The sequence below is a fragment of the Nannocystis sp. genome (assembly GCF_016714285.1).
Classification (GTDB): domain Bacteria; phylum Myxococcota_A; class Polyangia; order Nannocystales; family Nannocystaceae; genus Nannocystis.
The window spans coordinates 1-21400 of sequence record NZ_JADJNN010000038.1; the positions used below are offsets into that span (position 1 = coordinate 1).

The following is a 21400-nucleotide window of genomic DNA, read 5'->3' on the forward strand; positions in this document are numbered from 1 at the left end:
GTTCGCGAGCACCTCAACGGTGCCGAGGCGCCGCACGACCTCGGTCAGCAGATGACCTGCGACCGCATCTCCGTCGGCGATCTACCCGCGTGGCTGTGCGGCCCGGGCCAGCTGCTGGCGCCCGGCCGGGCGTTCGCCTGCCAGAGCGAGCGCGCCCGCTTCATCGCCACCCGGCTCGGCGACGACGTGTCGTGGATGGCGACCTGCGTGTTCGGCGAGTCGCTCGCCGAGGGGTTCGTCGGCGCACCCACGCCGGTGACGGAGCTGCTCCGCCACCATGACCAAGAAAAAATTCGGCCCTTCCGCCTGCACGACCGACCGCTCGCGGGTCGCTGGGTCCGCGGCGGCATCGGCCTGCTCGGCGAGTCAGCGCACCCGATGACCCCGGAGCTCGGGCAGGGCGCCTGCCTCACGCTCGAGGACGCGGTCGTGCTCGGCGACAGTATCAAGCAGCTCGGCGTACGCCCGGGGCTCGCCGCGTACGAGCGGACCCGCCGCGCGCGCGTCGACTGGATCACCAGCCTCGCGCACCAGATGGCGGTCACCTCGCTGCCGAAGTCGCGGCCTCTCGCGGCGCTGCGCGACCGGCTGCTCCCGCGGGTCGCGCCGCCGTTCTCCCGCGTCGTGTTCGACCGGCTCGTCGCCTGGCCATGAGCGTCGTCCTCGTCGAACGATTCGAACTCGGGGACTCGCTCGGCCGCGGCGCCTCCGGCGTCGTCCACATGGCGACCGACCGTCACCTGCGCCGCCCGGTGGCCCTAAAGATGTTCCCCGCGCGCGACCCGGCGGAGCTCGCCACCCTCAAGGCCGAGTTTCGCATCCGCAAGGGCCTCGACCACCCGAACCTCGTCACCCTCTACGAGCTGTTCGTCCACGACGACGGCGGGTTCTTCACGATGGAGGTTATCGAGGGCAGGCGACCGTTCGGCGCGGCGTTCCACGCGGCCGTCGCCGCCGGCGACGAGGTCACCGCGCGCAGCCTGCTGACCCAGCTCGTCCACGGCGTCGCGGCCACCCACGACGCGGGCATCGTCCACCGCGACCTCAAGCCCGGCAACCTGCTGGTCGACAGCCGCGGCCGCGTCGTCGTCCTCGACTTCGGGCTGGCGATGTCGACGAGGCAGCCCGACCACGCGACGTCCGGCACGCTCGAGTACATGGCCCCCGAGGCGCTGTGGGGCCAGACCACGCTCGCGTCGGACTGGTTTAGCGTCGGCGCGCTGCTCTACGAGGCGATCGCCGGGCGCCTGCCGTGGCCCCGCGACGACGTCCACCAGCGGTTCACCCGCGTCCGCGCCGACGTCGAGCTCGCCCCGCGCGTGTGGCCGTGGCTCGCCGCCGCGGTCCACGACCTCCTGGCCGTCGAGGCCGCGGCGCGCCCGACCGACGCCGCCCTGCGGACCAGCTTCCCGGGCGCGGGGGCCCGCCCGCCCGCGCCGCTCGCGGTCCCCTTCGTCGGTCGCACCGCCGAGCTCGCTGCCCTGCGCGACGCGCTGGTCCGCGTCCACGCGGGCGCCGGCTGCCTCGTGACCCTGAGCGGCCCGTCGGGCGCCGGCAAGTCGCGCCTCGTCGAGTGCTTCCTCGGCGAGCTGCAAGGCCGCGGCGACGTCGCGGTGCTGCGCGGCTCGTGCCACTACACCGAACATCTCCCGCTGGCCGCGCTCGACCCGCTGGTCGACGAGCTCGCGCGCCTGCTCCGCTCGCCCGCGCTCGACGCGACGCGGAGCAGCGCGCCTGCGGTCGGCGCGGCGGCCCGACTGTTTCCGGTGCTCGCCGACGACGCCGCCGCGCTGTCCGAGGCGCCTACCCTGCTGCCGACCGAGCTGCGCCGCCAGGCGATCTTCGACCTGCGCCGCCTCTTGCGCTGGCTCGGCTCGCAGGTCGCGCTGGTCCTGACGATCGACGACGCCCAGTGGGGCGACCGCGAGAGCAGCGAGATCCTGCGCGAGCTGCTCGCCGAAGCCGACGGCGCCCGCGCCCTCGTCCTCCTCGTCTACCGCGACGGCGAGGAGCGCGGCGCCCTCGCCGAGGCCCTGCGCGACTGGACCCTCGCCAGCCGCGTCGACCTCGCCCTCGGCCCGCTCGCCGACGCCGAGATCGCCAGCCTGCTTCACCATACCGGCGGCGTCGACGAGGCCACCGCCCTCGACATGGCCCGCCGCGCCCACGGCTCGCCATTCGTCGGCCGCGAGCTCGTCCAGGCGCTCCGCACGTTCGGCCCGCGCCTCGACGCCAGCGACCCGGCCGCGCTGCTGCACGCCCGCCTCGCCAGCCTGACCCCCGATGAACGCCGCCTCGCCCAGCTCACCGCCCTCGCCGGCCGTCCCCTACCCCGCGCCGTTGCCCTCGCCGCCGCCGGTCTGGCCGAGGACGGGTTCCTCACCGCCCTCGCGCTCGAGCGCAGCAGCGTCCTCGCCGGCTTCCCCGGCGACGAGCATCGACTCGGCGTGTACCACCACCAGCTCCGCGGAGCCCTGCTCGCCGCGCTCGCGCCCGCCGAGACGTCCGCGCTCCACGGCGACCTCGCCGACGCGATCGAGCAGGCCCCGCGCGCCGACCTCGAGCTGCTGCTCGGCCACCTGCTCGGCGCCGGTCGCAACGCCCGCGCCATCGACGTCGCCGTCGACGCCGCCCAGCAGGCCCGCGCCCGCCTGGCCTTCGACCGTGCCGCGATCCTGCTGCAGAAGGGCCTCGACGCCGGCGCCGCCGGCCCGCGCCGCGTCGAGCTCTACCGGCTCCAGGGCCAATCATGGCGCGACGCCGGCATCGGGGCCCGCGCCGCCGAGTCGTTCCGTGAGGCAGCCTCACTGGCTGACCCAAAGGACAGCAGCGACCTCGCCGACGTCCTGTGGGCCGAGGCCGCCGAGGAGATGGTCCGCCACGGCCGCACAGAGGAGGGCGAGCTGGTGTTCCGCCGCCTCCTGCGCCGCCGCAAGATCTCCCTGCCTCGTCGACCCGCCGCCGCCATGCTCATCGGCCTCGCCCGCCGCGTCCGCCTGTGGTGGCGCGGCCTCCACACACCGATCACCGACGCCAGCAGCCTCGCCCCCGCCGCCCAGGCCCGCCAGGAGCTGATGTGGAAGGCCGCCAACAGCCTGTCCCTGTCGCGCTTCCCGTTCTCGTTCTGCCTGCTCGGCCAGCTCGTGCTCGAGGCCCTCGAGCACGGCAACCGCCTCCAGCTCGTGCGCACCCTCGGCAGCGAGGCCGCCTTCTCCGCGGCCCTCGGCGGCCGCCTGTCCCGCCGCGCCGACACCCTCATGCGCCGCCTCGGCGAACTCGTCCGCCAAGGCGACCCCGCCGAAATGCACGCCGGTCAGCACAGCTTCCGCGCCCTCGTCGCGTGGAACCGCGGCCGCTGGCGCGAGGTCGTCGCCGACTGCGACGCCTTCTGCGCCCTCGTCCGCCGCGAGCTGCCCGGCCGCGCCTGGGACCTCGCGGTCATGGAGGTCCACGCCTGTTCCGCCCTGTTCCACCTCGGCGACACCGCCGCCCTGTCCGCCCGCGTCCCCGCCGCCCTCGCCGCCGCCCAGGACCGCGGCGACCGCTTCGCCGTCAACCACCTCCGCCTCGGCGACGCCGGCAGCTACCTGCTGCTCCGCGACGAACCGACCCAGGCCCGCCGCGCGCTCGCCGAGGCCGAGGCCGACCTGTCCCTCGGGCCATCCATCGAGACGTACTACTACACGCTGCTCAAGCTGCGCACCGAGCTCCACGAGGCCCATTACGCCGACGCCTGGGCCGCCATCGAGCGCCTGTGGCCCGCCCTGACCGCCGGCCAGATCTTCGCCGTCGAGGTGGCCCGCTGCCTCCTCCACCACCTCCGCGGCCGCACCCTCGTCGGCCTGCTCGCCGAACACCCGACCCCCAAGCTCCGCAAACGCCACGAACAAGCGCTCGGCCGCAGCCTCGCCACCCTCCGCAAAGCCACCATCGCCGCCGGCCCAGCCCTCGCCGCCGACCTCCACGCGAGCCGCGTCGCCCTCACCGGCGACCGCGAACAGACCCAAAAAGCCCGCACCGCGGCCGCCGCCCTGCTCACACGCGCCGAGCTGTCACTCCTGCCCGCCCCCCATGAATCCACCGCCGCCCTTGGCTAGCGCCTCGTTCAAGCGAACTTTGTTCACGTCCCGATCCAACACGAGCACATCGCCAGCGGCCGCCCCGGCCTCGATGGGTGGCCCGACACCGAGGCCAACAACGGCCACATTCTCGAGGGCCTGCAGCGTGTTGCGCACGACGTTGATCTTCGAGAGAAATTCGCCGAGGGTCGCCTCGTTCAGAATCGTCCTCCAATCCACCCCTGCCAGGAACACACTGATCTCGTCTTTATCGACCGGAATCGACGCATGACCGCGGGTGCACCGCCAGACCCGGTCTTCGCCAGCAAACACGAGAGGCTTCCCGCATCTCTCGCCCCCGTAGTCTTGCTGGCAGCTCCCGTGCCCCGAGGCGGACACCCACGCATAGCGAAACTCCGAGAGAGTCATCTCATGGCCATTGACCTTGATCTTCTCGCCTTCTCCCAACTCGATATTTACCGGCATTTCATCCTCCCTTTGTGGTTTCAGGCACCCATCAAACACCACCAACAATCTGCAAACGAATGAGACGCAGCAGCTCGCCGCCGAGCCCTCCGGCCTCCTCCAGGACGCTGATGAGCGCGCCCATCACGCTCTGTCCTCGCGCTCCATCCCCGCGATCCAGCAGGGCCAGCGCCTGCGGCTCGACCACGAGGATGTCCATCCAATGCGGCAGGCCCCGGGCCAGCAGCTCGGCGTCGATCCGGTGTAGCAGCTGGAGTTCGTCGGGCTCACGCTCCTCGGGATCGAAGATGGGGCACAACTGACCGGTATTCGGACCCGAAGCGGCGCGCCCGTGCCGAATGATCGCGTTCACCGCGTGCCTGGCCGATTCGTTGGCCGCCTCCATCGTCACCAGCCGCGTCCTGGTCTGGAGATATGTCCCCGCGAACACGAAGTGCCTCATATGCACCCCGTAGGCCCCTGGCCGCTCCGGGAAGGCGCCCACCCGATCCGCTGAATTGACCAGGAACGGCGTCCGGTTGGAGCTCAACGTCCCGCCAGGCCCCTCGAAGAGGAGGTTCTTGTCGATCGCGTAGAATTGCGGGGGCGGAGGTGCGCCATCCGAAGATCGTTGCAGCGACTTCGTGATCTGATCCCACACCTCCTTGGCGATCTCATCCGCCGTGCTCCCCCACGCGGTCTTGTTGTTATGACCACGCTCGTCGAACGCGCCGATCACCACCGATATAACGCCGGTGTAACCATCGAGTTGGTCGGGGCGGTCGAGGCGGAACTGCGACTGTGACACCGAGCTCAGCCGCCACGGAGAATTGGGGTAGTACACGTGCCCACGCAGCGGCGCATAATCCGTGTTGAGGAAGAATTGGATCCCGGAGAAGTGCTCGAACGGGTCCTCCGAACCACCGGCGTCCTGATACTTGAACCCGCTCGGCAGCAGCGCCTTGACCCCGTGAAACGGCGACTTCTCTCGAAGTCTGCGAGCAGATCGGGCCGATCAATCTCGAGGCGGACGCGCAGCGCCCGGCCGAGCTTCGCCGTCACGTCCACCGAAGTGGCGATCACGACATAGTCGTAGTCCGCGGCGATCGCGTTGCGGTCGATCACCGTCTCGCCGTCACAGCCTGCCCCCGCTACGTTGATGAGCTCGATACCCCGCTGATCCTTGATGAACCGAAACTCATCGATCTTCGCGCACACGAACTCCACGCCGCGCTCGTGCTCGAGGTAGCGCTTCCACGGGTCGAGCCAGGACTCCGACGTCGGCGCGTTGAGCGTGCCGTCGCGATAGCCCGAGCTCCGGACCTGATCGAGCAGCAATTGCAGCAACACCGTCCCCGTCGTGCGAGCGTCGGCCCGGCTAGCCTGCAAGCCCACCAGCGCCTGCGGCCAGTGGTCGAGCAATCGCTGATACTCCAGACCCCCGAGGTGAGACTCTGTGAACTGCGACCAGGTCTGAGCCTCGTAGCTGTCGCGCCTCGCGGCGCACGATGTCGCATAACGCACGACCTTGAGCTGACCGAGGATGATATCCCGAAGCGGCACGTCCGCGTGCTCCTGGAACGTATCGAGCATCTTGAGCAGCCCGCGAAGCGAGTATTGAAGCGCTCGATCGGACGGATCGGCCCCTCCGCACCGCTGTCGAGGGCGTGGAGGTCGACGGACCGCAGGTTGTCGAACACCGTCAGCGCCGTCGGCTCCCAATTTTCGCGAAACCCGCGCGTCGGGAAATCGCGGGAAATGTCGAGTGCGAACCCGGTCATGAACGTGTCCCGCTTGCCAGGCACGAGCTGGGGGATCCGCTTCATCGTGTCGAAGGTATGATGATAGAACGACGGGAAGAATCGGTACCCGTGTTCGCCAGGGAGCAGGCGATCGAGCAGCCGGATCTCGACGTACTGCTGTGTCGACGCCGGGCGGGCAGCCTCGGTCGCATGCAGCGCTCCGAGCCCAGCCACACGCACGTGGATACACCGACTTGTCACGGGCCTTGAGATCGAAGGCCACCAGACCGGCACTCTCCCACACAAGGTCCCCGCACACCCGCTTCAACACCTCGGCGACCGCCTCGGCTCGCCGAAGCGCCAGGTCGTCGACATCCGTGAAGGGGTCCGCGATCTTGTCTTTGACCTCACGCGCCGCGATGACGCCGCCGATCACGAGATACTCGTCCGTCGTGACCCGTGCGAGCAGCTCCTTGAGGCGCTTCGCTATTTCCGCGATCCTCCACTCCGCGAACTTTGAGATCTGGACCGACCCCTCTGTGAAGGACAGCATTGGCCAGCGTCCCTCCCACTGGGAAAGTTCATGCTCTACATCCTTCGGCCGCGGAGACTCCCAGGACACCTCGGAGATCGTCGCTCCACTCGCCGAACTCAACCGGAGTTTTACGTGACGCTCCTTCGCCTCCGTGATCACTATGGGATTCACGAACGCCTGGACGATGTTGACGTGAAAGACCCGACCATTCGTAGCTCGCGGGACACGCACACACACACTGGTCCGCGACCCGTCCTCCGGAAGCGAGGCCTCCAGGCCGCGGCGATGACACGCGGTGAGCAGCTCGAGGAGGATCTGGTGTCCACGTTGCGCTGCGAGCCCGACCGACTCGCCTACAAATGCCACGCACTGGATCTCCAGCGTGGCGTCCGCCTCCTCCGTCAAGAGGAGATCGCTTAGCCGCTTCGCTAGGCGTCCTATCCGCATCTCCGCGAACGCGGTGAGCTCACCGTCGTCGAGCTGAAAGCGGACTCTCGCATCACCAGCCTCCGAAGCCAAGCATTCGCGGTCACGCTGCTCGAACACAGGCGACCACCAGTCCTCGGGTTTCGCCAGGTTGACCGACGCCGCCAGATCCAGCCGCTGGAACGGAGGTCGCACTTCCTCCACAGGACTCCACGCCTTCGGGATGCGATACCACTGGGTCGCGGCGAGCCCACCGACCAGCGGCTGGCGAGCGCTGGCCGCGACGCCCGCGAAGGCCGGGTCGTCCGCCGCGCGAGTCTTGTACCCGACATTCGCCCGGCGAAGGGCGTCGTGCTCGCCCTCGAAGACCCAGACTTGAAATCCGCGCTCGGCCAGTTCGTGCGCGGCGGTGAGGCCCGAAACTCCGCCTCCGATGACAGCGACTCGAAATCCAGTCATGACACCCTCACTGGTCGGTGATACGACGAAAGAATCCCCGGCAACGACGGCGCCCGGACGGCGCCTTGGACGAACAGGTGCAGCGCTCGCTCGAGGGCCAGGAGGTCCGCGAGCCCGCCGCGCAGCTCGAGCTCATCGGCCCAGAGGGCCTCGAGGATCGTGCGACGGCCCGCGAGGATCTCGCAGAGCGCCGCGTTCGAGGTGCGGGCAAACACCGTCGGGGCGTCCGCCTCGGCGACCACGCGGAGGGCCTCGCCCGCGCGGACGAGGGCGAGGTGTTCGTCGTCGACCGCGGCGGCGACCACGTGCCCTCCGAACGCCGCGGTCGACGCCTTGTAGAGGTCAGGGACCTCGGCGCGGACGGCGTCGAGGGCGGCGGTGAGGTGGCGATGGAAGTGGCCTTGCGTCACTGTCAGTCACCGAGAAATTCGAAGATGCTGGGGCAGCGGATCCGGACCGGCTCGCCGCGGATCTCCGCGTCGAGCGCGAAGCGCCCCGCGACCTCATTGATGATAGTTACCCCGAGGTCGTCGTCGTTGGGGATGATGACCTGCGCGACGTCCGACGGCGTGAATTCGACGTGCACCGAATCTTCGCCGTTGCGGGCCGATATCTCCATGCGGGCCGGGACGTCACAGGCTCCGCCGGGGCTGAGCAGGCTCATCACCGGCGGGACCTTGTGCAGGCGCGCGGCGCGGAGCAGGCCGTGGTGGCGCACCTCGATCTGGGCGTCGCGGAAGGCGCAGGCCGCGTGGGCGCCGCGCCACAGGAACAGCGTCTGCATGCGGGTGCGCGTGCGGCCGCGGTTGCTGAGGCGGGCGAACACGAAGCTCCACGGGTGGTTCGGGTCGATCGGTAGGCCGAAGCCCCACTCCCACGCGAAGTCGCGGCCCCACCCGAAGTGCCCCCAATTGTGATCGTGGTAGGCGGGGGCATCGTGCAGGTGATGCACGCGGCCATTGAGGGTGACGGTGCCGCTCGTCAGCAGCCGCGGGATCACGATCCAGTGGATCGGCGGGCCGTCGCCAACCGAGACGTTGTGGATCGGCGCGGGCGTGGTGATCGGGCGGAGCGTCAGCTCGGCGGCGATCGAGTGGTCCGCGAGGGCGACTCGCACGTGGTAACGACCGCCCTCGAAGCGCACCGAGCTGTCGCCGAAACGGGCCGCGACCTTGCCGCCCTCGACACGCAGCGCCTCACCGGCGATCTCCTCGACGCCGCCGCGCCAGCGGTCGGTGCGCGCCAGCACCGTCATCCGGCCCACGCTGCCCGCCGGGCCGCGGCGCGGGTCGTCGACCTCGCTGAAGTTGACGAGCAGGTCGAGCGAATCGCTGTACACGCAGAAGTGCATCCACTCTTTAAAACTGCCGCGGCCGCCGGCTCGGGCCGGCGAGCGGCGAAAATAGTCGATGCGGTCGATCAGCCGCTCGAGCGTCGCCTCGGTCGCTCCGTCGATCATCGCAGCAGACCCTTCAGCGGCCCGGAGGGCTCCTGTGGGTCGACCACCCGCAGCGGTGGCGGGACCGCCTCGACCGCGGTCTGCAGGCGCCGGGCGAACGCGATGAGGCCGAGCACGAACAGCGCGCCCTCGTCGACCTGCGCGGGCTCTGGCTTCGCGTCCGCGACTTCGTCGCGCGGCGGGGCGTACTGCGCCAACAATTCGTCGAGGGTCCGGTTCATCGACAGCAGCCCCAGCGTGATCTGCAGCAACATGTTGCGCCCGGGGAAGTCGTTCGGTCGGCGCTCGAGGATCATCCTTCACCTCCGAACAGCGGGCTGCCGAGGAACAGCGCCTCGGCCAGGCGCTCCATGCCGGCCTCCGAGGCCGCCTTGACGAACGCCTCGAGCACCGCGGTCGGCAGGACAGTGTCGGGATTATCCTCGAGCGCGCGCACCGTGAGCGCGTCCCACAGCACGCGCGAGCGGGTCATCAGCTCCGATCCGTCGAGCCGCGTCTGCCAGGCCAGGCCCTCCTCGGTCCGCGCGTACGCCCGGCCCTCCTGCACGAACGCGAGGAACAGCGCCTGCGCGGCCACCGGATGGAGCAGGATCGCCTGCTGCAGGCGCCGCAACGCCATGCCGAGCGGATCCTCGGGGTCGCGGAACACGACCGTCGTCGCCGTCACGACCCCTCCGGTTTGGGCGCGGCCGGCAAAGGTACGTGCAGCGCCACGGGCACGCGCGCGACACCTCCGCCCGCGAGCGCCAGCATCATCTCGCCGAGGTACGTCTGCGCCGTCGCCATCTCCTCTGGTGGCGTGCTCACGAGGCTGACCGCGACCTCACAACGCTCACCCCGCAGCAGCACGGCGCGGTCGGGTTTGCAGCGCAGGCCGAGGGTCTGGGCCCCGGTGCCGTCGGCGAGCACGAGCGAGACCTCTTGCGGCAGCGTGACCACCAACTCGCCGCTGCGGTGGTTCTCCAGGACCAGCGCGACCGCGGCGCCCGCGGTCGGGTCGAGGTGGACGATCGCCCCGCCCTTGCCGCCGGCGGTGACATGGACCCCGTCGGCGGACGACCCCGTCCCCGTGACGGTGCGCAGCGCGGCGAGCAGGCGGCGATTGGCGCGGGCGTTGAGGTTGAGCAGCTCGCGGAAGGTCTGGGCGCCGATGTTGACGAGGTCGTAGAGGAGGCCGGACTCGCCGGCGACCTGCTCGCGGTACTGCGTGGCCTTGTGCTTCAGCTCGAGCGCGTCGACGAGGCCGCTGATGATCGCGTCCTCGGCGTCTTTGCGGGCGCCCCGCTCGCGGCTCGCCACGGACGGGGCCACGCGCGGCCGCTCGCCGACCAGGCGAGGATCGAGCTCGAACCTGTCGATCGTCACCTCCCCGCCGCGCTCGACGACCTCCGAGATCACCAGGACCTCCCCGGCGACGTCGACCCGCGCGGGGAACTTGTGCTCGCGCACCCAGCTCGCAAGCGACTCGCGGAGCTGCTCCGTCGTCATCACACCACCCTGCAGCAGCTTCTCCAGCTGCCTCGACATCGACGTCTTGAGACTATCCATCGAATACCTTAGTGGTTACGGGTCACGAGATATTGCATGAGCCCCGCGAGAAAGTCGCGGTGAACCGAGGGCGCGAGGGCGCCGCGGAGCACCGAGAACAGCCGGGCGGCGCGGTCGGCCCGCTGCTGGGCGCGTCGCCTCGCATAATCCACGCACCCGTATTTGAACAGATGATCACGGAGGCGGGTGACCTCCTCCTCGGTCTTGACGTCGGGTCCGGTGTCGCCGTCGTCGACCGGCCGGCGCTTGCGCAGGACCGCGGCCGCGGCCGCACGGTCGGCCTCGTCGGCGGACCGCATCAGCGCGACGATCATCAGGGTGTGCTTGCCCTCCCACAGGTCGCCGGCGATCTCCTTGCCGTACGCCCGCTCGGCGGCGACGAGGTTGAGCACGTCGTCCTGGATCTGAAACGCCGTCCCCATCAGGCTGGCGAGCAGGCGAATGCGCGTCTGTTGCTGCGGGGTCGCGCCGGCGACGATCGCACCGGCCAGCATCGGCGCGAGGAACGAGTACCAGGTCGTCTTCTTGTGGACCATCCGGTAGTAATCGCGGTCCGCGAGCGACCAGGTGCCGCGGCGGATCCAGCCGAGCTCGATCGCCTGACCCTCCGCGGACTCGCGGGCCATCCGCGCGACCAGCTCGAGCAGACGCAGCGCCTTGCCCACCCCGAGCGTCCGCGTGTTGTCGAGCAACGGCCCCAGGCACAGCGCCAGCATCGCGTCGCCGACGTTGACCGCGATCGGCACGCCGTGCTGACGGTGCAGGGTCGGCCGGTCGCGCCGCAGCAGCGAGCCGTCCTCGACGTCGTCGTGGATCAGGAACGCGTTGTGGTACAGCTCGAACACGGCCGCGGTCGGCATCATCGCCTCGTGGCCGCCGCCCAGCGCCCGGCAGACCGCGAAGCACAGAGCCGGACGCAGGCCCTTCGCCTCGCGAAACGGGTAGTCCCGCATCAGCGCATACAGCTCGTCGTCGTGGCGGGTCCCGCGGGGGATGATGCGGTCGATCTCGGCGAGCGTCCAACCGCGCACCTCCTCGAGGTACGAGGACAGCTCCGCCGACGACAACCCATCCACCGCGGTGCTCAAACCTCCGCCCCCACGTCGACAATCACCCGGCGATGCTGCACGTCGGCCGATCTCCTGTCAAGGCGCCGATGCAGCGGCTTACCTGTCCGCGATTCTCGACAGGGAGTGTATTCCTCGACGGCCCTCGCCGATAAGGGGCGATCGCGAGCTCGTCGCCGACCCGGTCCGTACACGCCACTCACCCACGGTGTCCACGATCCTCGACAGGGGCCGCGATGCCTGCCTCGCGGCCTCGCGGCGACACCCGGCCGAATCGGTGCAGGCCTGGTCGAACCGTCCGTCCGAAAAAAGCTACAGGCCGTCGCGTGGCCACCGCCGACCGCTCGCGACACGCGCTGGTACACGGGTTGCAGATACCAAGGATATGAAGATTCGCCCACGTTGGTTCGATGCGACCCTGCTGCTCATCGCGCTCATCGCGCTCGGCGCCTGCGAGCGAGAGCGTATCTACAGCGACGACGGCGCGTATGACGGCGGTGACCTCGTCGACCCCGCGGACCCCAACGCGCTGTCGTCCGTGCTGGTCGTCCCGGGCGGGGTCCGCGGCTACGGCAGCCCGCCAGCGCAAGGCGGCCTCGACGCGCCGGTGATCACCGGCGGCGGCCAGGTCGGCGTCACCGCCGGCGGCCAGGCGATCATCGAGCTCGGGTTCTCCTCCACGAGCGGTTACCGCGACTGCTACGTCCAGGTGCAGGGCGCGAGCGAATACTTCCGCATCTCCGCCACCGATCCGACCACCTACGGGACCGTGCAGATCCCCGTCAATGTCCCCGACAACGTCGCCAGCGGCGGCTTCACCTTCTATAGCTGCATCGCCGGGACCAACGGCAGCGTCTCGAACCCGATCGCCACACCCGTGACGGTGACCCGCCCCGGCGACGACCCCGGGCCAGGCTCGAACCCCGACGGCGAATTCATCTGCAGCGACAGCGGCTCCACGCCCGGGTGCACGCTTGACTACTGCGTCGATACCTACGCCACCAATTGCTACTACGAGCTCAACGGCTCGCAATACCCGTGCGACTGCTATGACACCACACAGTGCGTCGAACAGGTGATCACCGCGATGGAGTCGATCCCCGCATGCGGCTCCTTCTAGCCGCGAACGACGTGAAAGGTCCGCCCCGTATCATGGTACCGCCGATGAACCAATCCCCGCGCCGCCGCATCGCCGCATCGCTGGCGCTCGTCCTCGTCGCCTTCGCGCCGAACGCCGCAGCCGCCCAGGCAGCGAGCCCTCAGACGGCACCCGCCTCCCCCGCCTCCCCCGCCTCCTCCGGTCGGACCGCCGTCCGCGGATTTCGATATCTTCGCCCCAGCGCCCGCCGCTCCGGCGCCCGCCGCTCCGGGGGGCATGGACGCGCTGAAGGGCAAGCAGGTCGGCCTGATCGTCGCAGGCCGCGAGGTGAGCGGGCTGGTCACCGCCGTCGACGGCGACTTCGTCACTCTGGTCGACAGGGACATGAAGCTCGTGATGGTCCCGAAGGCGCAGATCACCGAGATCCGCGCCGCCAGGGACAACGGAGCCGCCTCGCCTGCTCGCTCGTCGCGGCCCGCCAGGACCGAGATACCCCCGACCGGCGGCGGGCTGTACGCCGGCGGCATCCTGCTGACGATCTTCGGCGCCGCCTCGCTGGTCTCCGGCATGACCTTCGTCTTCATTACCCCGGAGGACCCGATCCTGTGGGCCACCCAGGCCCCGCCGGGCCTCGTCATGCTGACGGCCGGCATCCCCATGACGGTCGAGGGGGCCCGGCGCCGCAACCTGTATCGCCGGGCGCTCTACGAGCGCCTCGGTCGCCTGTCACCGACCGTCTCCCGCACCGCCGGCGGCGGCTGGACCGGTGGAATCACCCTGCGCTTTTGACCCCGCACCAGGAACATCGACCGTGAATCTGCCCATCACCATCATCTTCGGCGGAGCGACCGCGCTGACCCTCGCCGCGACCTCGCCGGCCCGCGCCGCAGCTCCACCGGACTCGCCACAGCCGGGCCTGTCGCCGACCGCCCGCAAGCTGCGCGCCGTCATGCGCCTGCGCCCCACCTCCGAGGGCCCCGCGAGCGCGTGCCAGAACCTCGACGCCGACCCTGAGCCGCGCAAGGGCATCGGCCTGATGATCACCGGCGGCGCGATCGCCAGCGTCGGCCTGCCACTCGCCATCCTCGGCATGATCCGGATGAGCTCCACCCCCGAGGTGTTCGACAGTCTAAACGGGTACCCGGATTGGGAGGCCACGTACGAGCTCTCCAGAGCTCACGCCCCGATGGCGTTCACCGGCCTGCTGTTCTCCGCCGTCGCCCTGCCGATGCTCGTCGTCGGCGGCGTTCGCCACATCCAGTGGCGCCGCTGGAAGCAGGAGCAGCTAGCGTTCACGCCGACCGTGACCCGCACCGCCCACGGCACCGTGACCCCCGGGTTCACCCTGCGCTTTTGAGATTCGTCAATTGCGACAGTTCACCCCGTATCACCGTTCGAAACACCATTATGAATCACCGTATCCTCTTGGCCGCACTCGCGGTCGCTATCGTGGACATCGCGTGTGGCGTCCGGTTCGACCCGTACACGATTTCACCCAATCTGGCTGCCACGCTCGAAAAGAATGTGTATGCCTGCCAATCTGACTCCTCGGGCGGTTTCGAGGACTGCTACAGGCGGAAACTCCTCTCTATTGATACGTCGACCAACCGGGAGACGTGCTATGTGATGATCCTCGCGACCAAACACCCCGCGCAGCGGTGGCTGACAAGCGAGGACTCCCCGACGTTCGACGCCTGCGTCACCAAGCGCGCCGCCGCGGCCGAAGCCGCCGCAGAGCCGACGTCGACCGCCACCGCGAACGACGCTCCCACAGCCGGGAAGACCGCGTTCGCGGCGCTCGAGACGGGCGCCGCGAACACGACCTGCCCGCGGGTGGCCGCCGCGGACCGCCTGCTCGAGAAGCTCGACGAGGGCACGCTCATGCAGGTGGTGGCGGACAGCCTGACGCGCACCGCCGGCTGGAAGGCGGCGGACGTCCAGCGCTTCCTCCTGCTCTCGGCGAGGTACGCGGAGACCTGCAATCAGGACGCGACGAACGCCGCGGTCCTCTACGATCACGTCGCGGCGGTCGGCCTCGACGAGGCGCTCGTCGAGCGCGCGGCCGCTGCGAAGGAGTGCGGGTTCCTCAAAATTCTGGCGACCCGCGACCTCTGGCCGTTCGCGCGGACGTTCGCGGGCGAGGTCGAGGCCGGGCGGTACGAGGAGGCCGAGGTCACCCGGGTCCTGTGGATCGAGACGCTGGACAGGTACCGAACCGGCTGCGCCGAGCGCCTCTCCAGCCGCGAGCGGATCGCCGCCGAGACCAAGATCCGCCGGCTCCACCGCATCATCGGCCTCGACGACCCGACCCTGATCGGCATGCGCAGCAAGATGATCGACGCGCTCAAGGCCGGCGCGACCGACAAGGTCCTCGCCCTCTCGAAGGCTATCTCCGAGCGCGAGCAGGTGCTCGACGGCGCCAACGCGTCCGAGTACCGGGCCAAGCTCGCGGCGATCGAGGGATCGCTCGCGGACCAGAAGAAGGCCGCCGGCACCCCCGCACCGGCCAAACCGGACGCGACCGCCGCCGCCGCGAGCAAGTCGAAGAACGTCGCCGAGACCGCCGCCAACGTCGCCGCCACCGCGAAGAGCGTCGCCGCCACCGTCGAGACGACGCAACAGATCCTCAGCATCTTCGGGATCTGACGCCGCCATCGCCATGCGCCACGCCCCCGGCGCTGCCTCACGAAGCTGAAAGGACGTAACTCCATGCATTCGAAGTCGTATCTGCCCATATTCACAACCATCCTGCTCGCGGCGCTCTCCGGCGCCTGCCGTTCGCAGAGCATGGGATACGTGGGAAAGGCGGCCAGCGCGCTCGGAGCCCACGCGAACACGCTGGCCGACACCGCCACGCTCTGCGAGCTGCGCAAGGATCCCGCGGAGTGCGAGCACGAGACCTTCGGGCCGCCGGTGGACGGGAAACCTGCCAATGTCTATGCGACCGACCACGCGATCGCCAAGTCCCTGACGACGCTCGCGGACTACGGCAAGGCCCTGGAGAAGCTCGCCGGCGTGAAGTCGACGGTGGGCGACCAGTTTGTCGCGGACGCCCTTGCCATCAACAGCGCCGCGAAATGGACAGACCTCGGGGACTCCGGCCCCGCCGCGATCAAGGAGGGCGTCAAACTCATCGACAGGCTCCTGACCTCCGGGCTGCAACGCCGGGAGTTCCGGGAGAACTACGACACGATCGCCGCGACGATGGACCAGCTCTCGGAGGCGTATATGGACCTGGCTCGCAACGAGCTCCGCCTGCAGTGCACCATCGAGAAACGACTATCAGAGAAGCTGCTTGATCTCGCGACCCCGTCGTGCGAGTCGACTTGCCGGAGTGCGAACGACCTTCTGAGCTCCCACGCCAGGGACCTGCGCGCGCGTCTGAAGGCCCGCCGGACCGCCATTCGTGCGGCCGCCGCGGGACTGGTTGTCTTCTTCGAGGCGCACCGGCAGCTCGGCCGACTCCTCGGAGGCGGGAAGACCGACCATGAATTGCTGACGCAGATCAAGCGTACGAGCAAGTCTGCCGGCGAGCGAGCGGACGAACAATTGCGAGCCGTCGAAGCGACCGTTTGTGCCGTCAACCCGACGACCGCCGCACCAATCGGAGCGGCCGAGAGAGGTGAGCCATGACCCCGAACCAGCGAATGATCACCATCGCAGACCTCGTGAGCGACGCCGCGACGCGGACGATCGGGAGGGCCCGCGCGAAACACATTGCCGGGAAGATGACGGCCGAACAATTCGACCAGGCTGTGGCGGGATACGACCGGGCGATCGAACACGCCGCACGCCTGACAACGGCCGCGCTGCACCAGACCGCCGTCGCTCTGTCGCCGCTCACCACGGCGCTGGAGGAGTCCGTCGAGCGTATCAAGCAGGCCGTCCAGCGGATCGACCGCACCTCGGACGTCCTCACGATCCTCGGCAAGCTCCTCGGCTTCGCGGCGGCGATCGTCCTGGCGGTCGCTGCGCCGGCGCTGATCCCGGGCGCCGTCGCGGCCGGGGTCACGCTCGCCACCACGATTCACGCGGTGGCCTCCGACGACGAGTGAGGGTGATCGGCAAGCAGGGCGTCGGTCGACCGCGACGGGTGAACGAGCACTGAGGGGCCGCCTCAGGAACGGTCTTCAGGCGGAAGGGCCTATTTTCCCGTGGCTTCTCCTGGTTTGCCGCGCCTGGCCCGTCGTCGTTGGTCGTGGCCCCGCGCCCGCGGGCGACCCGGGCCATGGCCTGGTCGAGGTTGGCGGCGTCCGTGTGCAGGTACTTCTCGGTCGTGGCGATGTTCGCGTGGCCCCAGGAGCGCCTGGACGTCTCGCAGAGAGGCGCCGTTGTTCAGCGCCTGCGTGGCGAAGGTGTGGCGCGGTCTCGGGCGGGCACAATTTCTGAAAAATTCGATCGGCTCGCTTCAGCAGGAACTCCCCGTCGGCAACTACCCGGAGGAGGCCCACGATGTCGAGCTCCCACCCTGCACCCTGGTTCATTCCCCGGCTGATCCGCGACCGCCAGCGGGCGTTCGGCGACGTCACGCTCCGCATGCCCGTCGAGCGCCCGTCCTCGCTACTCACCCGACCGAACCCGCCGTGCCGGCTCGCTGTGGTGAGTCTGCTCGTCGGTCTCTTCACGGCTCACCTCGCGCTCGCCCCCTCACCGGTCGCCGCGAGCCTCGCTCCGCAGCCGGAGCAGGCTGCCCCCGTCGTCCCGCGGTCCATGCCACCGCTCAAGTCCCCGCCGCCCAAGGCGTCACCGACGAGCCTCGTAGCCGTTCCACCGCGAGACGCTCCGCTTGCGCCGCCGCCACCCCAAGCATCGCCAGCGATCCCGAAGCGCGCCCCGCTCCGCCGCCCGCCGCTCGCCGTGCCACCGATGGCCACCCCGGATCCCCCGATCGTTCGCCTTGAGGATCTCGGCCTGCTCCCGATCCCCACGCGTCGCGTTTCCTCGCTCCCTGACAGGGGATCCCATGGCTGATACCCTCCTTTCCGTCATGAGCGACCAGGGGAGCGCAGGTGCGACCGAACCAGCGTTGCCCCGGCCGGGCCTCACCTTCGAGCTTGAGACCGCTCGTGCGCGCATCGCCGCCGAGCTGTTCGGCGTTGCTGTGTCGGCCCCACAGATCGGCCGCTTCCATGTGCTCGAGAAGCTCGGCGAGGGCGGCATGGGCGAGGTCTACGCAGCTTTCGACCCGGAGCTCGACCGGCGGGTCGCCATCAAGGTCCTGCACTCCGACCACGGGGAGTCGCAGGAGCGACGCGAACGGCTGATCCGCGAGGCCCAGGCGCTCGCGCGGGTGTCACACCCCAACGTCGTCCAGGTGTTCGAGGTCGGCCTCCACCGCGAGCACGTGTTCGTGGCGATGGAGTACGTGCGTGGCGAGAGCCTCGCACAATGGCTCGACCACCAGCCTGACCCACCCGACTGGCGCGTTGTCGTCGATCACTTCATCGCCGCCGGCCAGGGACTCGCCGCGGTGCACGCGGCTGGCCTCGTCCACCGCGACTTCAAGCCAGCGAACACGATCGTCGGCGCCGACGGCCGCACTCGCATCCTCGACTTCGGCCTGGTCCGCGCCACCGCGCTCGACGACTCGCGCGAGCTCCCATACCCGCACACCCCGGCGCGCCTCGAGCACAGCCTGACCGCGATGGGCTCGGTGGTCGGCACGCCAGGATACATGGCCCCGGAGGTGTTCCTCGGCCAGCGCGCCGACGCCCGGTCGGATCAATACAGCTTCTGCGTGGCCCTGTACGAGGGCCTGTACGGCGAGCGGCCGCACATAGGCGCGACGCTCGCGGCGCTGGCCAGCGCGAAGATCCTGGGCAACCTCCCGCGCCCGCCGAGCGGCACGAAGGTCCCCGCGTGGCTGCACGCCGCGGTGGTGCGGGGGCTCGCCCCGACGGCCGCACAGCGCTGGCCGTCGATGACAGAACTCATCGCCGAACTCGGCCGCGATCGCCGATCCGTCCTGCGTCGCTGGTCGGCCGCCCTGCTGACCCTCGTGCTACTCGGCGCGACCGGCGTGGCCGTGCAACAGGTCGTCGCGCACCAGCGCATCGCTGCCGACGAACGCGCGCGCGCCGAGACGGCCGAGCGCGAGGCCGCGGCGCAGGAGGAGGCGGCGCGGCGCAGTGCGTTCGAGCGAGCAGCCATGGCCGAGGCCGAGACGGCGGCGGAGGTGATGCGCCTGGCCAGCACCCGCGGCCATGAGCGCGACGCGCTGATCCTCGGGATCCAGGCGATGGCGCCGTACGGCCCCGACTTCGCGGCCGCGCCGCGTCTGGTCCTCGACGGCCTCGCCCAGGCCCTCCCGGCCATGATCCCCAGCTGGACGATCCCCGGCCGGGGCAGCAGCGTCGTCGGCCTCGCGCTGTCTCCGAACGGCCTAACCCTCGCGGCCGTCCACACCGGCGAGCTCACCTTGTGGCAGGCCTCCACCGGCCGATTGACGGCGTCCGGTCCATGGTCGGGGACCCATGCGGATCTGTCGTTTAGCCCCGACGGCTCCACCCTGCTGATCTCCGGCGACCGCTGCACCCTCCACGACGCGAACACCGCGACCCGGATCCACGAACTGCCGCCGTGCCTGCACGGCCGGTTCTCGCCCGACGGTCGCACGATCCACGCCATGTCGCGCGAGAAGTCGACGATCACGTCCTGGGACGCCGCGAGCGGCGCCGTGCGATGGACCACGCCCGCGGCGCCGGGACTCGAGGGTATCACGCTAGATCCGCCGGGCCGCACGCTCGCCGCCGGATTCGCGGACGGCTCGGTGCACCTCCTCGCCGCCGATGACGGCCGCCGATTCGCCACCCTCCGCGTCCCCGCCCCGCGCCCCGCGAGGCCCCCGGACATCCCCAAACGGACGACGCTGGTGTTCTCGCACGACGGCGCCCTGCTGGCTGCTGGCGCCTCCGGCGTCGAGCTGTTCGACGTGGCCAAGCGGCATCACCTCGGCACGCTCGTCCCGCCAGGCGACGACTGGTACATCAACCTCCTCTTCACGCGCGACGACAGGACCCTGCTCACCAGCGGGATGAGCGGGCTCCGGATCTTCGACACGCGGACGCGCGAGCTGACGACCCTCTCCCGGACCACGTCGCTGGTGTCACCGGCTTTGCTGACCGACGGGTACGTCCTCGCGGCCGACAACGACGGGAAGCTCAAGCGCTGGGCCCCGGAGGGCGACCTGGTCGACTACTTCGAGGCCGACTCGCCCAGCAAAAATTCGCTCCCGCTGTTCGTCTCGGCGGATCGCAGCCGGGCTGCCACCGGACGCGACGAGATTCGCCTGTGGAGCCTCCGTGACCCGCGACAGCTTGCCAGCTGGTGGCTCCCGGGCTCCCCCGCGAACGCGCTCGAGTCGGGCTCCCGGATGGTCGTGGCCCGCGATGACGAGCTGCACGTCCATGATCGCCAGACAGGGCATATCGTCGCCCGTATCGCCGACACCACTCCCGTCGCGCCGGACGGCGAGTTGCACGCCGTCTACGTCCTCGAGGACAGGTTGTGGAGCCGCCGCGGCGACTGGCTGCGCGTGCACGACCTCCGCGACGGTCGCCTGCTCCTGCGTCAGCTCCGGCGCTGGCCCACCACCCACTGGTCGTGGATCACCTCGGTCGGCGCGCCCCGGATCGTCCTGACGACCCCGGACGGCGCGTTCGAGATCGTCGATGTGGCGACCGGCGCGACCCGTTGCACGATCACCGGCGAGGGCGAACGCATGCGTCCCAGTCCCTGGCTCAGCAAGGTCGCGCTCAGCCGCGACGGCCGCCACCTCGCCGTGCCAGCCGGTGACCACGACGAGACGGCCCTCGTGACCGGTCTCCCCGGCGTGCTCCGCGTCTCCCTGTGGTCGACCGACGACTGCACGCCGCGCACGGTGATCACGCTGCCCCACGAGGGTCGCGCCCCGCCGCCGCTGCTCGAGCTGTCCTTCGCCGAGAACGGGTCGCTCGTGACACGCCTCGGCACCACGACCTTCGTCCACGACCCGGCCACGGGCCTGCAGCGGCTCCGTGTCGACGACGTGTGCTCCTTCGACGACGAGGGTGTGTCCGAGCTGTCACCCGACGGGACGACGCTGCTCACAATCTGCGGCGGTCACGCGGTGCTGTATCCGCTGGGCGGCGAGCCGCCGACCGAGATCGACGTGGCCATCGGCCACGACGAACGGTACTACACCAATCAGTACGCGGAGGGCCTCCGCCGCCACTTCTTCGCGGACAGCGGGCGCATCCTCCTGCCGGACCCCAGCGGCGACCTCCTCGTGTGGAACATCGCTACCGCGGCGCCCGACATCCGCCTGAGCACCCGCGGCTCGAGTCTGTTCCGCGCGACGGTCTCCGCCGACGGCGAGCACATCCAGCACCAGGACCACCGCAACCAGTTCACGACCTACGCCGTGACCCGGAGGTCGGTCATGACCGCCGCTTGCCAGGCCCTGGTGATGTCGGAGGTGGCCGACCAGGTGGCGACGGAATGTGCTGCCTTATCTCAGTAGCCCAGCGCTCGAGGTCCGACATCGTGCTCTCGACGAGCGCCG

16 protein-coding genes and 3 pseudogenes are annotated in these 21400 nt (G+C 70.0%); 9 read left to right on the forward strand and 10 right to left on the reverse strand.

Going from position 1 to position 21400, the window contains the following annotated elements:
- Both IPJ59_RS33520 and IPJ59_RS33525 read left to right on the forward strand, forming a co-directional pair.
- Positions 1-654 (forward strand): annotated as a pseudogene (locus IPJ59_RS33520) (hypothetical protein); the annotation flags it as partial.
- Positions 651-4097, forward strand: coding sequence for a serine/threonine-protein kinase (locus tag IPJ59_RS33525; RefSeq protein WP_293275384.1), 3447 nt, complete (start codon positions 651-653; stop codon positions 4095-4097). The pseudogene IPJ59_RS33520 and the gene IPJ59_RS33525, both read left to right, overlap by 4 nt.
- Here the strand turns inward: IPJ59_RS33525 and IPJ59_RS33530 are convergent.
- The 9 genes and pseudogenes from IPJ59_RS33530 to IPJ59_RS33570 form a co-directional block, all read right to left on the reverse strand.
- The gene (locus IPJ59_RS33530; RefSeq protein WP_293246226.1) at positions 4053-4544 is read right to left on the reverse strand and encodes a hypothetical protein; all 492 of its coding nucleotides are present in this window, start codon (positions 4542-4544) and stop codon (positions 4053-4055) included. The two genes, IPJ59_RS33525 and IPJ59_RS33530, sit on opposite strands and share 45 nt — an antisense overlap.
- 31 nt (positions 4545-4575) lie before the next feature.
- Positions 4576-5367 carry a hypothetical protein gene (locus tag IPJ59_RS33535; protein ID WP_293275385.1) on the reverse strand — a complete coding sequence of 264 codons (792 nt, stop codon included), beginning with the start codon at positions 5365-5367 and terminating at the stop codon, positions 4576-4578.
- A gap of 2219 nt (positions 5368-7586) precedes the next feature.
- A pseudogene (locus IPJ59_RS38470) lies at positions 7587-7685 on the reverse strand (FAD-dependent oxidoreductase); the annotation flags it as partial.
- On the reverse strand, positions 7682-8095 hold the full coding sequence (locus IPJ59_RS33545) for a hypothetical protein (protein WP_293246230.1): 414 nt from the start codon (positions 8093-8095) through the stop codon (positions 7682-7684). The gene IPJ59_RS33545 and the pseudogene IPJ59_RS38470, both read right to left, overlap by 4 nt.
- Positions 8096-8097: 2 nt before the next feature.
- Entirely contained in the window at positions 8098-9144 is a 1047-nt protein-coding gene (locus IPJ59_RS33550) for a hypothetical protein (protein ID WP_293246232.1), read from the reverse strand.
- Positions 9141-9440: a hypothetical protein gene (locus IPJ59_RS33555; RefSeq protein ID WP_293246234.1), complete on the reverse strand. Its 300-nt coding sequence runs from the start codon at positions 9438-9440 to the stop codon at positions 9141-9143. Before IPJ59_RS33555 ends, IPJ59_RS33550 begins: the two co-directional genes overlap by 4 nt.
- A complete protein-coding gene (locus IPJ59_RS33560) occupies positions 9437-9793 on the reverse strand; it encodes a hypothetical protein (RefSeq protein ID WP_293275388.1) in 357 nt (118 codons plus the stop codon). Before IPJ59_RS33560 ends, IPJ59_RS33555 begins: the two co-directional genes overlap by 4 nt.
- Before the next feature lie 14 nt (positions 9794-9807).
- Positions 9808-10671, reverse strand: a complete 864-nt coding sequence (locus IPJ59_RS33565) for a hypothetical protein (RefSeq protein WP_293246238.1) — start codon at positions 10669-10671, stop codon at positions 9808-9810.
- 29 nt (positions 10672-10700) lie between these two features.
- Positions 10701-11768, reverse strand: coding sequence for a polyprenyl synthetase family protein (locus IPJ59_RS33570; RefSeq protein WP_293246241.1), 1068 nt, complete (start codon positions 11766-11768; stop codon positions 10701-10703).
- A 376-nt stretch (positions 11769-12144) separates the two neighbouring features.
- On the opposite strand from IPJ59_RS33570, the gene IPJ59_RS33575 reads away from it, so the two are divergent.
- The 6 genes from IPJ59_RS33575 to IPJ59_RS33600 all read left to right on the forward strand — a co-directional run bounded on the left by IPJ59_RS33575 (position 12145) and on the right by IPJ59_RS33600 (position 16913).
- Entirely contained in the window at positions 12145-12879 is a 735-nt protein-coding gene (locus tag IPJ59_RS33575) for a hypothetical protein (protein ID WP_293246244.1), read from the forward strand.
- Positions 12880-13134: 255 nt separating this feature from the next.
- Complete coding sequence (locus IPJ59_RS33580; RefSeq protein ID WP_293246247.1) at positions 13135-13647, forward strand: hypothetical protein; 513 nt, start codon at positions 13135-13137, stop codon at positions 13645-13647.
- A gap of 22 nt (positions 13648-13669) precedes the next feature.
- On the forward strand, positions 13670-14215 hold the full coding sequence (locus tag IPJ59_RS33585; protein WP_293246250.1) for a hypothetical protein: 546 nt from the start codon (positions 13670-13672) through the stop codon (positions 14213-14215).
- A 68-nt stretch (positions 14216-14283) separates the two neighbouring features.
- A complete protein-coding gene (locus IPJ59_RS33590) occupies positions 14284-15504 on the forward strand; it encodes a hypothetical protein (protein WP_293275389.1) in 1221 nt (406 codons plus the stop codon).
- A 63-nt stretch (positions 15505-15567) separates the two neighbouring features.
- Positions 15568-16491 carry a hypothetical protein gene (locus IPJ59_RS33595; protein ID WP_293246256.1) on the forward strand — a complete coding sequence of 308 codons (924 nt, stop codon included), beginning with the start codon at positions 15568-15570 and terminating at the stop codon, positions 16489-16491.
- Positions 16488-16913: a hypothetical protein gene (locus IPJ59_RS33600; protein WP_293246259.1), complete on the forward strand. Its 426-nt coding sequence runs from the start codon at positions 16488-16490 to the stop codon at positions 16911-16913. The genes IPJ59_RS33595 and IPJ59_RS33600 overlap by 4 nt, the downstream gene beginning before the upstream one ends.
- A 184-nt stretch (positions 16914-17097) precedes the next feature.
- Here IPJ59_RS33600 and IPJ59_RS38475 read toward each other — a convergent pair.
- Positions 17098-17221 (reverse strand): annotated as a pseudogene (locus IPJ59_RS38475) (tyrosine-type recombinase/integrase); the annotation flags it as partial.
- Positions 17222-17845: 624 nt separating this feature from the next.
- On the opposite strand from IPJ59_RS38475, the gene IPJ59_RS33605 reads away from it, so the two are divergent.
- Positions 17846-21358, forward strand: coding sequence for a WD40 repeat domain-containing serine/threonine protein kinase (locus tag IPJ59_RS33605; protein WP_293275391.1), 3513 nt, complete (start codon positions 17846-17848; stop codon positions 21356-21358).
- The last annotated feature ends 42 nt before the right edge of the window (positions 21359-21400 follow it).